Raw genomic sequence first — 11,716 nt, 5'->3', positions numbered from 1 at the left:
CGCGAGGGCGAGGCGCTGCACGTCCGCACCGTCGGAGCCGGCGAGCCCCGCGGGCCCTCCGACTCCGGCGACAGAGTTGACGACGAGTCCGAGCATCGCGGTCAGTCCGCCAGTGCGGCCAGCTCCACCGCGTACTTCCGCTGGTATGCGCGCCAGGTGATCGCCCACCGCTCCGGGTCGTCCAGATCGTCATGGTGCGTGTGGTGCACGGTCTGGTTGTGCGGGGCGGTGCGCACCACCTCGGGGGTCTCCCGCGCCTCACGTGCCACCTCGGCGAGGGTCGCCGCATACTCATCGAGCTCCGCCATGGAGTACGACTCGGTGGGCTCCAGCGTGAACGGCTGCGGCACCACGTAGGGGTGGTGACTCGTCCAGTAGTGCATCCCGAAGTCGGACATCCGCACGCCGATCTCCTCCGACGAGATGCCGGTCTCCTGGTACAGCTCCTCCCACGAGTAGCGCACCTGCTCGATGCGGCGGCGTCCGGTGGCGTACGGCGCCGAGGCCCCGGGGATCGCGAGCACACGAGCCATCAGGTAGTTGTTGTTCAGCACGGCGGTCTCCGCGGCGGCGAGCAGCCCCGGAGCCCCCAGTGCCATGATCCAGGAGTAGGCCTTCACGAGCGCGGGGATGACGCCGAAGAACGGGCCGACCGCGCCGATCGACAGCTCTCCCGCCTCGACCACCCCGAAGGTCCCGTCATCGTCGCGCACCACGCGCGGTCCCGGCAGGAACGGAGCCAGTGCCGCGCTCACGGCGTTCGCACCGGATCCCGGTCCACCGCTGCCGTGTGGGGTGCCGAAGGTCTTGTGCAGGTTGAAGTGGCACACGTCGAAGCCGGCGTCGCGGGCGCGCGTGACCCCGAGGATGCCGTTCGCGTTGGCCTGGTCGTACGAGGCGAGGGCTCCGACCGCGTGCGCGGCGTCGACCCACTCCCGGATCGCCGGATTGTAGATGCCGGTGTCCTCCGGGTTCGTGACCATGATCGCCGCGGTGCGGGGCGACAACGCGGCCTTGAGCGCGTCGAGCGACGGATAGCCCTCGGAGTCGGGGTAGACCGTGATGACCTCATAGCCTGCCGCCTTCGCCGCGGCCGCGTTCGAGGGGTGGCTGAAGATCGTGGTGATGACCTCGCGGCGCTGCTCGCCTTCGCCGTTCGCCTCATGGAAGGCCCGGATCATGGCGATGTTCGACCAGATCGCCGCCGAGCCGCCCTGCGTGTGCAGCGACACCTCGTCCATGCCGGAGATCTCGGCGAGCACCCGTTCCAACTGCCAGACGATCTCGAGCACGCCCTGCGCATCGGCCGGATCCTGGTGCGGATGCATCGCGGTGAGCTGCGGGGTGTTCGCGAGCTGGTCGTTGATCTTCGGGGCGTACTTCATGGTGCAGGTGCCCTGTCCGATGTCGACGTTGAAATCGGCACCGAGGTTCTCCTGCGACAGACGCAGGTAGTGCTTGAGCACGCGCATCTGCCCCATCTCGGGCAGCTTCGGCTTCGCGGCGCGGCGCAGGGAAGCCGGCAGCGCGGCGACCACATCGCCCACCGCCTCGCGCACGCCCGGCTCGACCTGCGACACCAGCACGCCGCGTTCACCTGGTGTGGTCAGCTCGAAGATGATCGGCTCGTCCCAGCGGGCCTGCTGGAATCGGCGGAGCGCCGGCTTGGGCGCGACGGGGAGGCTCACTTCTGCTCCTCTGCGAGTTCGGGGGCGACGACTGCGGCGAGCGCGCCGGCCAGGACGTCGATGTCGGATTGGGAGACCAGTTCGGTGACGCAGACGAGCAGGCGGTGCTCGCCCACGACCACGCCGGGTTCGATGCCCCGGGCGCGGAGCGCCGTGACGACCTCCGCCGCTGGCACCGGAAGGGTCACCGTGAATTCGCGCAGATGCACGGCGTCGTCATCGAGAGAGACACCGGGAACAGCGGAGAGGGCCTGCTGCGCGTACCGGGTGCGGGCGAGCAGCACCTCGCCGAGCTCTGCCATGCCGGTGGGACCCATGAGGGCCAGGTAGACACCGGCGGCGATCCCCCACAGGGCCGCGGCCGTGCCGACCCATTCCTTCCCCTCCTCGCGGTGTGCGAACGAGGTGCGGTCGTAGGCCACGTCGCCGAAGCCGTACTCGCCGGGCACGTCGGTGGTGGTGAGCCCGAACAGGCGCGAGGGCATCTCCATCACGAAAGCGGGGTCGTCGTGCACGGCGATGAAGCCACCGTGGGCTCCGCCGAACCACTGATGCAGGCCGAGGGACTGGATGTCTCCGGTGACGATGTCGGCACCGGAGACCGAGGGCGGGGTGAGCACCCCGTAGCCGATGGGATCGGTGCCGACCACGAGCACGGCGCCGGCAGCGTGCGCAACATCCGCGATCTCCTGCAGCGCCGCCTCCACTGCGCCGGTGGCGCTGGGCGTCTCGACCCACACGGCGGCGACATCGTCGCCGAGTGCGGTCCTGATCCCCTCCACGTCCGCCGTGCCGTTCACGGGCGGCACGTGCTCGAGCGTCAGGTGGGCCCGCACGTAGTCGTGCACCTTCGCGAGCTTCGCCGGCAGCACGTCACTGACGACCAGCACGCGCACGCGGCCGGTGAGACGCCCCGACATCGTGAGACCGGTCGCCGTCGCCTGGTAGCCGTCGTAGACCGGCACGTTCACGACGTCCATCTCCAACAGCTCCGCCATCAGCGACTGGTACTGGAACAGGGCCTGGAAGCGGCCGTGGTCCTCGTAGGGTTCGCCGGCATAGGCGGTCAGGAACTCGCTGCGGCCGATGACCTCATCCACCACGGCGGGCACGTAGTGGTTGTAGGTGCCCGCGCCGAGGAAGCTCAGTCGTTCCTCGGTCGAGCGGTTCCTGGCGAGCAGTCCGCGCACGTGACGGGCGAGGTCCTGCTCGGCCGCGAACGGTGCCGGCAGATCGAGCGCCCGGCCGAGTCGCAGCGACGCCGGCACATCGGCGTAGAACTCGTCGACCGACGCGGCGCCGACGGCCGCGAGCATCGCCGCCCTCGACTCGGGGGCGGTGTTGGGGATGTACGGATGCACGAACGGAGTGGTCATGCGTCCTCCTTCACATCATCAGCGCCCGAAGGCGGGGTCAGGGTGGCAAGAGAGAGGGTGTCGGCGCGGGGAGCGGCGAGCACCGCCACGCCGAAGCGTTCGAGCTCCAGACGGCCCGCATGACGCACGCCGGTGAGCAGGTCAACGCCCGGCGACGGGATCTCGAACGCGACGGGCGAGCGCCCGTGATTCAGATAGAACGTGTAGTCGGTGGCGTCGTCTGCTCGGGTGACGACTTCGACGTCGACGTCCGTCCGCTCGCGAGCGGGAAGGCCGGCAGTGCGCAGCACGTCGCGGAACACCGTGAGCAGACCGTCCGGTTCGAACATCGCACTGACATACCAGGCCGACCCTTCCCCCGCCGCGCGACGGGTCACCGCCGGCAGGCCGTCGAGCTCACCACTCGCATACGTGGCACGCGCCTCGACGTCGTCATCCGCTTCGAGCCATTCGCTCCAGGAGGGCACCGTCAGGAGCTCGCCCGCGAAGTCGATGCTCTCGGTCAGCCCGTCGGCGATCGGCCACTGCTCGTCGACCTCGATGCCGAGCAGGTCGCGCAGCAGTCCTGGCGCTCCGCCGTCGTGCACCTTCTCGGTGGCATCCACCACTCCCGAGAACGGCCCGACCACGAGGTGCCCTCCGCGTTCGACGAACGCCTGCAGCGCCTCGGCCTGCGGCTGCTCCACGATGTAGAGGTTCGGCACCACGACCACGTCGTAGCGGTCGAACGGTCCCGTCGCACGCACCGCATCCACCGGCTGGCCGAGCGTGTACAGCGCCCGGTGCCAGGCGCGGGCCTGCTGTGCCCACTGCAACCGCTGCGAGGGCAGCGATTCCGCAGCGCCGGTGCCCCACCACGAGTCCCAGTCCACGACGAGGGCGACACGCGAGCGCACGCGGGTCCCACGCACCGGCTCGAGCTTCTTGAGCTCATTGCCCAGCGCCTTGGTCTCCTGGAAGCTGCGCGAACGCTCGCCTCTGTGGCCGAGCATCGAGGAGTGGAACTTCTCCTGGCCGTACTTCGCCTGACGCCACTGGAAGAACATCACGGCGTCGGAGCCGTGGGCGACGGCCTGCAGGCTCTCGACGCGGATCTTGCCAGGAGCCTTGGGCACGTTCACGTCGCGCCAGCTCGTGGCGCTCGCGGACGACTCCAGCAGCAGCCACGGCTGCCCGTCCTTGAGCGAGCGCATCAGCCCGTAGTTGAGCGCGGCGCCGACGTGCGAGGTCGGGTCGGCCGGCTCGGGGTAGGCGTCATCGGTCACGACGTCTTCGACGGCGGCGAAGTCCCAATAGTTCAGATCGCGGAACATGCTCATGAAGTTCGTGGTCACCGCGATGTCGGGTGTGACCTCGCGCAGCACGTCGATCTCCACCTGGAACAGCTCGAGCAGCGCATCCGACGAGAAGCGCTCGAAGTCGAGCAGCTTGGTGGGGTTGACCGGGCCCGGAGCCTTCTTCGGCGTCTCGATGTGCTCCCACGAGGTGTAGCGCTGACCCCATACGTTCACGCCCCAGGCCTCGTTCAGCCCGTCGAGGTCGCCGTAGCGGTTCTGCAGCCAGCGGCGGAAGTGGCGGGCCGACTCGGGGCACCAGCAGCGCGAAGTGTGGTCGCCGTATTCGTTCGAGATGTGCCACATCGCGAGCCCCGGGTGCTCGCCGTAGCGCTCGGCCATGGCTCTGGCCATACGGGCGACGTTCTCGCGCCAGATCGGGGATGAGGGGCAGTAGGTCTGGCGGGATCCGAACTCGAGCCGGTGGCCGTCGGCGTCCCACGGCGCCATCTCGGGGTGCGCGCGCAGCAGCCACGACGGCGGAGTCGCGGTGGCGGTGGCGAGGTCGATCGCGATGCCCGCCTCCCACAGCAGGTCGATGATGCGATCGAGCCAGGCCCAGTCGAAGATGCCGGGCTCCGGCTCCAGCTGGGGCCAGCTGAAGATCGGCAGGCTCACCATGTTCACGCCGGCTTCACGCATCAGACGGATGTCTTCGTGCCAGGTCTCTTCCGACCACTGATCGGGGTTGTAGTCGCCGCCGTAGGCGAGGGCGTCGAGGCGGACGCGTCGGGTGGGCTGGTCGCCACCGGGTGCGGGCACGAAGTCTCCTCTCTGAGTCATCACCGGCTGATCCCGACCGGGCACTGGTGCAAATCCGGGATCGGCTGTATTCTGTATACACACACTAAGACGTCGTCAGAGGCCCGTCAACCCATAGGCTGACGGGCAGGCGGCAGAAGAGGGGATGCATGGCGATCGAACGCAAGAACCTGCGCTCGCAGGTTCGGCAGGAGCTGCTGACCCGCATGCGCGCCGGACTCGTACAGCCCGGCGAGGGCATCAACGAGGTGCAGCTCGCCACCGAACTCGGCGTCAGCCGCACCCCGCTCCGCGAGGCGCTCATCGCCCTCGAATCCGAAGGACAGATAGAGAGCGAGAACGGCAAGGGCTTCCGCTTCGTCCCGCTCAGCGCCTCGGAGTTCCGCGACCTCGCCCCTGTGATGGCGGCCCTCGAGAGCCTCGCACTCGAGCTGAGTCCGCCCGACGAGCTGCGTCGCATCGGCGCGCAGCTCAAGGAGATGGCCGACGCCTTCGCCGACGAGCTCGTCGAGCATCAGCTCGTCATCACCAAGGACGACGAGTGGCACAGCATGATGCTGTCGGCCTGCCCCAACGCCCGCCTGCTCGCCGTCATCGACAACGTGCGCAGCTCATTCCACCGCTACGAGTCGCTCCTCGTGCCCGAAGACGTCAAGGTCGAACGCGTCGCTGCCGAGCACGCCGAGATCGCCCGGCACCTCGCCGACGGCGACGTCCCCGGCGCCGTCGAAGCGCTCAAGCTCAACTGGATGCACGGCATGCAGCGCATCCTCGACAACGCCACGAGCTCTTACTTCACGGCGTAGTCCTGCTCCACCCGCACGTCCTTCCGTTCCCATCCGGACGCGACTCTTCCTCGCCCTGGGCACCCTCCGCGGAGTACCGTCTGAACCACTACGCCTGACGCGCAGGGTCGCATCCACCGACAGGAGCAAGATCATGGCCGTGATTTCCCGAGGTTTCGGTGCTCGACGCAGGGAGAGCACCCCGGAACTCCCGCCAGGGCAGTACCTCACCGAGGACTTCCCCGTGCTCTCCGCCGGGCCGACACCGAACATCCACATGTCGGAGTGGAGCTTCGGCATCCGCAACGAGGCCGGCGAGGTCGTCTCCTGGACGTGGGATCAACTGCACGAGCTGCCCATCGAAGACGTGCACACCGATATCCACTGCGTGACGCGATGGTCGAAGCTCGGCACCTCCTGGCGCGGAGTCTCTCTCGACACGCTCTTCGAGGGGATCGACACCGCCGCCTCCTTCGCGATGGCCCATTCCTACGGCGGATACACGACGAACATCCCCCTCGACGATCTGCTGGGCGGGCAGTCTTGGATCGCATTCGAGTTCGAGGGTGAGCCGCTCGCCCCGGAGCACGGCGGCCCCGCTCGGCTGATCGTGCCGCACCTCTATTTCTGGAAGAGCGCGAAGTGGCTCAGGGCACTCACCCTGATGGAGGAGGACGCCCCGGGCTTCTGGGAGCAGAACGGCTACAACATGCACGGCGATCCGTGGACGGAGGAACGCTATTGGTGACGGTCGGCGGCTGGCGTGAGGCGCGGGTGACGGGCGCGCACGCGGAGACGGATTCGGCCCGCACGATCAGCCTCAGCGTGCCGGGCTGGCCGGGGAGCGACCCGGGACAGCACGTCGATATCCGGCTCACCGCCGAAGACGGCTACCAGGCGGTCCGCTCCTACTCGCTCGCCTCCTTCGGTGACGGCGAGACGATCGAACTCGCGGTCGACGAGATCCCCGACGGGGAGGTCTCCCCCTATCTGGTGCGGGACGTCCGCGTCGGCGATGAGCTCGAGGTGAAGGGCCCGCTGGGGAGATACTTCGTGTGGCGTCCGGAAATCCCCGGTCCCGTGCAGCTCATCGCCGGGGGATCCGGCATCGTGCCGCTGATGTCGATGGTGCGGGCGGCGCAGGCCGCGGGGGCGACCGACTCGGTGAGGTTGCTCTACTCGGTGCGGGCTCCGCACGACGCCCTCTACCGCAGTGAGCTCGAGGCAGCACCCGCAGGGGCGGCAGCCGATGTGCGATGGGCGTTCACCCGTTCTGCTCCTGACGGATGGGCGGGCGCTGTCGGACGCGTCACCGAAGAGGTGCTCCGAGATGCCACCTGGCCAGCGGAACGCGCTCCCCTGGTCTTCGTGTGCGGGCCCACCGGGTTCGTCGAACATGTGGCCGACCTGCTCGTCGGCCTCGGGCATGCGCCGGAACGTGTGCGCACCGAACGATTCGGAGGAAAGTGATGGATGCTGCCGCCCCCGCACAGACCGTCGACGGAAACGCGATCGCCGGCATGCTCTGGGACCTCTTCGGCGCCGACGTCACCGCGCTGGTCGGCACCTGCGGCGGTTGCGGCGCGCTCGCGCCCCTCGCCGAGACCGTGGTCGAGCTCGATCGTCACGCCGCCATCGTGCGGTGCCGCACGTGCACCCGCACGCTCTTCACCGTGCTGCAGTCCTCCGACGGCACGTCGATGCGCGTCGGACTGTTGCACGCGGTCCACTCCTCCGGTTAGCACCCCCGGGGCACCCCGCTCCCGATGACGGGAGCCCGTCATCGATCTCCCGACGGGGACGGCGCATCCAGCTTCTTCGCCAACTGGTGGTGGGCGTAGGGCGAGTCGGAGAAGGGCGCGACCGGTTCATATCCGAGTCGCTGGTAGAGCCGGTGTGCCTCGGCGAGGTCGCGGCGCACGGTCAGCCGGAGAGTGTGCAGGCCGCGCTCGGCACTCATCGATTCGAGTTCGCGGATCAGGGAGCGGCCGACACCACGCCCGCGCGCGGCGGGGGCGATGTACACCCGCGTGATCTCGCCTGCTCCCGGTCCGACGAATCGAACGCCTCCGCAGCCGACCGCCTGCGCGCCGTCTCGAACGACGAGCAGGAACCCGGTGTCATCCCGGAGGTCGTCGCTCGGGTCGCTCTCCATCTCCTGCTCCACCTCCGCCGCCGTGGCCGGCCGATCCCAGTACCGCCCGATGACTTCCGCGAAGAAGGACTCCAGGATCCCTCGACCTTCCGGCGAGCGCGGGTCTTCGAGCGTGATCGTGCGCGGTTCGTGCATCACAACAGCTAACCAGGCCCCGGCGTGGCGGAACGACGCCGAAGGCGCTCAGCTGAGCTGCACGGCGAGGTCGATGAAGAGCGCAGCCGACCAGCCGAACGCGGTGGTGGCCGTGCGCGCCTTCTGACCTGTGCGCGGGTTGAAGTACTCGTGCGGACCACCGCCGTGGATCACGAGCGCCACGGTCTGCTCCCGCAGCTCCCGCGCCCGCTCGGCGTAGCCCGAAGCCTCGAGCCCTTCCGCGATGAGCGTGCTCGTGTTGACCCACACCGGGCCACGCCACATGCGCTCGTCCGAGAAGTCCGGGTCAGAGGCCGCGACCGTGGGCAGACCCCAGGGCAGGCGGAAGCGTTCGGGGTCGTCGACGGCTGCGCGCAACGCCTCGGCGATCGACGTCGGCAGCGTGCCCGTGAGCAGCGGCATCAACCCGACGACGGTGTCGCTGAGCTGCACCTCCCCTCCGCCGAACGCGAGGAAGCGAGCACGCTCGGGATCCCACATGCGCAGCAGCAGCTCCTGCGTGGCCTCGGCCCGCTCGCGGAACCGCGAGACGTCGGCATCCGGCTCGTACCTCTCCAGCAGCGACGCGAGTTCCCGATCCTGGCGCACGAGGTACGCCCCGAGGTCGGGGGCCGCGGTCGGCAACGGACCGTCGAAGATCGGGCTGTCGTCGAGGCCGGAGGAGTACGGGTGACCGTACTCGGGCATCCCGTCGTGGTCGAGGTCGCTTCCCGCGAACCACCAGTCCTGCGAGCGGACGATGCGCGCCAGCTGCGTCCTCGCGTAGTCGGGGGCGTCCTCGGCCTCGAGCACCTTGCGCAGCACCCAGGCGGCGAGCGGCGGCTTCGTCAGCGGCACCGGGGCACTCGGATCGGCGATCTGCGAGCCGGCGCGACGCAGGTTGGCGCGGTCACTCTCGGGCAGGTCATCGCTGGTGGCCAGCACCCCGAGCTCGTGCACCACGTCGGGCAGCTGCCCGTCTGACTGGGCGAACCGGAAGGCGAGGTCGAGCTGTTCGCGCGCGAGCTCCGGGTCGCCGTGTCGCAACCCGACGGCGATGAAGTACGCATCCCACTGCCACAGGCCGACATATCCGATCTTCGACGGGACGATCGCCCTGGCGTCGCCGAGAGAGGGCAGCTCGACGACGTTCGCCCCGAGCACCCACCAGCAGAACGCGGTCATCTCCTGCAGGTCGTCGCGGACGGTCGGGCACTTCGCGAACCAGTCGGCCCAGATCTCCTCCGTCGCGGCGAGCGCGGCAGCATGGTCGCCGGGCTCGACGACGACGGCACGATCGGCATCGATGCGGAGTCGAAGCCCGTCACCGAGCGGATGCTCATCCACACGCCCGTCCGGTCGCCGCAACCGCACCCGCAACCCGGGTTCTCCCCCGAGGCTCAGCGTCGACGGGTCGGCGAACGTCAGCGTCGCCGCCGCATCACCGAACGTCACCCGCGCCGGGTGCACGTCGGTCACCGGAAGCACCGCTCCCGCGGCATCCACCACAACGAGCGCGTCCAGCACCCGGCACTCCGACAGCCGCCTCTCGTACTCCGAGGTGTGCACGCGCACGCCCTCCCCGTGTTCCGCGCGAAACACGAGCACCCGCGAGCGGGGCAGCGTGAAGGGGGCGGTGACGAGGTCGAGGTGACGCCCGGCGAGCGCTGCGGCATCCGTCATCATCGTCCTCCGAGACCCGACGCGGCCATGCTGTTGAGGATCTTGCGCTGGCCGATCACGAACACGATCAGCATCGGCACGGTGGCGATCGCGGAGGCCGCCATCACGAGTCCGTAGTTGACCGACCCCTGCTGGCTCTCGAACGCGTTCAGCAGCAGCGGCACCGTGAACAGGTCGGGCGAGTTCAGCAGCACCAGCGGGAACAGGAAGGCATTCCACACGTCGAGCGCCACGATGATGCTGAGGGCTGCGAGACCGGGCTTGAGGTTCGGGAGCACGACGCTCCAGAAGATGCGCCAGCGGCCGGCGCCGTCGACGATGGCCGCCTCTTCGAGTTCGCGCGGCAGCGCCAGCACGAACTGACGCATCAGGAACACCGCGAACGGGTTCGCCATGATCCCCGGCACGATCAGCGCGAGATGCGAGTCGACCCAGCCGAGGTTCGACATCAGCAGGTAGAACGGGATCAGCGTCACCTGCTTCGGGATCATCTGCGTCGCCAGGAAGACGATGAAGAGCACCTTGCTGCCGCGGAATCGGATGCGCGCGAACGCGTAGCCGGCCATCGAGGCCGTGAGCAGGGTGCCCACCACCACGAGGATCGCGATGTAGGCGCTGTTCAGGTAGGCCTGCCCGAACGGCACCGCGTTCCACGCCTCGGTGTAGTTGTCGAAGGTCCAGGGGTCTGGCAGGAACTGCAGGGGGTTCTTCAGCAGCTGCGGCAGCGTCTTGAACGAGGTCAGCAGCATCCAGATGAACGGGAACACCATCGCGATCCCGGCGATGACGAGCACGACGTGCAACGCGGTCGAACCGAGCCGGCGGCGCGCGCGATCGGCGGCAGGACCACCACGGCCACGCGAACGGTAGCCGGGCGCGGTGATCGCGACGGTGGAGTCGGTCGCCGGAGCGTGGCCGGTGAGGGGAGGCGTCTGGATGCTCATGCGGGGTCATCCTCGTAGTGGACGAACTTCTTCTGCGCGCCGAACTGCACCGCGGTGATGACGAGGGTCAGCACGAGCAGGATGATGCTCGCGGCACTGGAGGGACCGAACTCGAACCGCCCGAAGCCCAGATCGAAGATGTGGTAGACGATCGTGCGGGTCGCGTTGTCGGGGCCCGCGTCCTGCACGAGCACGTAGACCGTGTCGAATGTCTGCAGGGAGGAGATGAACGCGACGACCGACGAGAAGAACACGATCGGCGAGAGCAGCGGCAGACGGATGCTGGTGAACAACCGCCAGGGGCCGGCGCCGTCGATGCGCGCGGCCTCGATCACCGAGGGCGAGATGTTCTGCAGCCCGGCGAGGAAGATCACGACGTTGAGCCCCATCGACGACCAGATCGTGACGATGCAGACGGCCAGGAGGGCGAGCTTCGGATCCTGCAGCCAGTCGGGAGGGGTGACCCCGAAGACCTTCGAGATCGTCGTGGAGAGCAGGCCGTCGGAGCGGAACATCTGCTGCCAGATCATCGCCACGGCAACCGTCGAGGTCACGACCGGGGCGAAGAACAGGATCAGGTAGAGCGTGCGCGTCTTGAGCTTCTCGAGCGCGACCGCGACGATCACCGAGAGGCCGAGACCGATGGGGACCGTGACGATCGCGATGATGAGCGTGTTGATGATCGCTCGCCACAGCAGCGGATCCGTCAACTGGTCGGCGAAGTTCGCGAACCCCACCCACGTGAGGTCGGACAGACCGTCCCAGTCGGCGAACGCCAGCACCAGGCTGGCGGCGAACGGCAGGACGACGAACAGGCCCATGCCGATCAGCTGCGGGCCGACGAAGACGTACCC

General features: G+C 68.7%; 11 protein-coding genes. 4 read left to right on the top strand and 7 right to left on the bottom strand.

Features of this window, described 5'->3' with window-relative positions; translation table 11 throughout:
* Nucleotides 1-101 precede the first annotated feature (101 nt).
* The 3 genes from gcvPB to DSP71_RS02640 are packed head-to-tail and all read right to left on the bottom strand — an operon-like array spanning nt 102 to nt 5,181.
* Nucleotides 102-1,688 carry an aminomethyl-transferring glycine dehydrogenase subunit GcvPB gene (gcvPB, locus tag DSP71_RS02650; protein ID WP_113680301.1) on the bottom strand — a complete coding sequence of 529 codons (1,587 nt, stop codon included), beginning with the start codon at nt 1,686-1,688 and terminating at the stop codon, nt 102-104.
* The gene (gene gcvPA, locus DSP71_RS02645; RefSeq protein ID WP_113680300.1) at nt 1,685-3,064 is read right to left on the bottom strand and encodes an aminomethyl-transferring glycine dehydrogenase subunit GcvPA; all 1,380 of its coding nucleotides are present in this window, start codon (nt 3,062-3,064) and stop codon (nt 1,685-1,687) included. The genes gcvPB and gcvPA overlap by 4 nt, the downstream gene beginning before the upstream one ends.
* The gene (locus tag DSP71_RS02640) at nt 3,061-5,181 is read right to left on the bottom strand and encodes a beta-galactosidase (RefSeq protein ID WP_218867850.1); all 2,121 of its coding nucleotides are present in this window, start codon (nt 5,179-5,181) and stop codon (nt 3,061-3,063) included. Before DSP71_RS02640 ends, gcvPA begins: the two co-directional genes overlap by 4 nt.
* 128 nt (nt 5,182-5,309) lie before the next feature.
* On the opposite strand from DSP71_RS02640, the gene DSP71_RS02635 reads away from it, so the two are divergent.
* The 4 genes from DSP71_RS02635 to DSP71_RS02620 all read left to right on the top strand — a co-directional run bounded on the left by DSP71_RS02635 (nt 5,310) and on the right by DSP71_RS02620 (nt 7,687).
* On the top strand, nt 5,310-5,966 hold the full coding sequence (locus DSP71_RS02635) for a GntR family transcriptional regulator (RefSeq protein WP_046746915.1): 657 nt from the start codon (nt 5,310-5,312) through the stop codon (nt 5,964-5,966).
* 133 nt (nt 5,967-6,099) lie between these two features.
* A complete protein-coding gene (locus DSP71_RS02630; protein WP_113680299.1) occupies nt 6,100-6,693 on the top strand; it encodes a sulfite oxidase-like oxidoreductase in 594 nt (197 codons plus the stop codon).
* Nucleotides 6,690-7,415 carry a ferredoxin reductase gene (locus DSP71_RS02625; protein WP_113680298.1) on the top strand — a complete coding sequence of 242 codons (726 nt, stop codon included), beginning with the start codon at nt 6,690-6,692 and terminating at the stop codon, nt 7,413-7,415. The genes DSP71_RS02630 and DSP71_RS02625 overlap by 4 nt, the downstream gene beginning before the upstream one ends.
* Nucleotides 7,415-7,687: a DUF6510 family protein gene (locus DSP71_RS02620; protein ID WP_113680297.1), complete on the top strand. Its 273-nt coding sequence runs from the start codon at nt 7,415-7,417 to the stop codon at nt 7,685-7,687. Before DSP71_RS02625 ends, DSP71_RS02620 begins: the two co-directional genes overlap by 1 nt.
* A gap of 38 nt (nt 7,688-7,725) precedes the next feature.
* On the opposite strand, the gene DSP71_RS02615 is transcribed toward DSP71_RS02620, so the two are convergent.
* From DSP71_RS02615 to DSP71_RS02600, 4 genes are read right to left on the bottom strand one after another with little or no spacing between them, the layout of a single operon-like run.
* Entirely contained in the window at nt 7,726-8,235 is a 510-nt protein-coding gene (locus tag DSP71_RS02615; RefSeq protein WP_113680296.1) for a GNAT family N-acetyltransferase, read from the bottom strand.
* Nucleotides 8,236-8,283: 48 nt separating this feature from the next.
* A complete protein-coding gene (locus DSP71_RS02610) occupies nt 8,284-9,918 on the bottom strand; it encodes an amylo-alpha-1,6-glucosidase (RefSeq protein ID WP_113680295.1) in 1,635 nt (544 codons plus the stop codon).
* Nucleotides 9,918-10,862 (bottom strand): carbohydrate ABC transporter permease, encoded by a 945-nt coding sequence (locus tag DSP71_RS02605; protein ID WP_113680294.1) that lies wholly within the window; start codon nt 10,860-10,862, stop codon nt 9,918-9,920. Before DSP71_RS02605 ends, DSP71_RS02610 begins: the two co-directional genes overlap by 1 nt.
* Entirely contained in the window at nt 10,859-11,683 is an 825-nt protein-coding gene (locus tag DSP71_RS02600) for a carbohydrate ABC transporter permease (RefSeq protein WP_258546226.1), read from the bottom strand. The genes DSP71_RS02605 and DSP71_RS02600 overlap by 4 nt, the downstream gene beginning before the upstream one ends.
* Between the last annotated feature and the right edge of the window lie 33 nt (nt 11,684-11,716).

The organism is Microbacterium sp. H6, assembly GCF_003314775.1.
Taxonomy (GTDB): Bacteria; Actinomycetota; Actinomycetes; order Actinomycetales; family Microbacteriaceae; genus Microbacterium; species Microbacterium oxydans.
This window is presented reverse-complemented; position numbering and strand designations above follow the sequence as displayed.

Coding starts and splice junctions, on each gene's coding strand:
- gcvPA (WP_113680300.1), bottom strand. CDS start 3,064: ATGACCACTCCGTTCGTGCATCCGTACATCCCCAACACCGCCCCCGAG.
- DSP71_RS02640 (WP_218867850.1), bottom strand. CDS start 5,181: ATGACTCAGAGAGGAGACTTCGTGCCCGCACCCGGTGGCGACCAGCCC.
- DSP71_RS02635 (WP_046746915.1), top strand. CDS start 5,310: ATGGCGATCGAACGCAAGAACCTGCGCTCGCAGGTTCGGCAGGAGCTG.
- DSP71_RS02630 (WP_113680299.1), top strand. CDS start 6,100: ATGGCCGTGATTTCCCGAGGTTTCGGTGCTCGACGCAGGGAGAGCACC.
- DSP71_RS02620 (WP_113680297.1), top strand. CDS start 7,415: ATGGATGCTGCCGCCCCCGCACAGACCGTCGACGGAAACGCGATCGCC.
- DSP71_RS02615 (WP_113680296.1), bottom strand. CDS start 8,235: ATGCACGAACCGCGCACGATCACGCTCGAAGACCCGCGCTCGCCGGAA.
- DSP71_RS02610 (WP_113680295.1), bottom strand. CDS start 9,918: ATGACGGATGCCGCAGCGCTCGCCGGGCGTCACCTCGACCTCGTCACC.
- DSP71_RS02605 (WP_113680294.1), bottom strand. CDS start 10,862: ATGAGCATCCAGACGCCTCCCCTCACCGGCCACGCTCCGGCGACCGAC.
- DSP71_RS02600 (WP_258546226.1), bottom strand. CDS start 11,683: ATGGGCCTGTTCGTCGTCCTGCCGTTCGCCGCCAGCCTGGTGCTGGCG.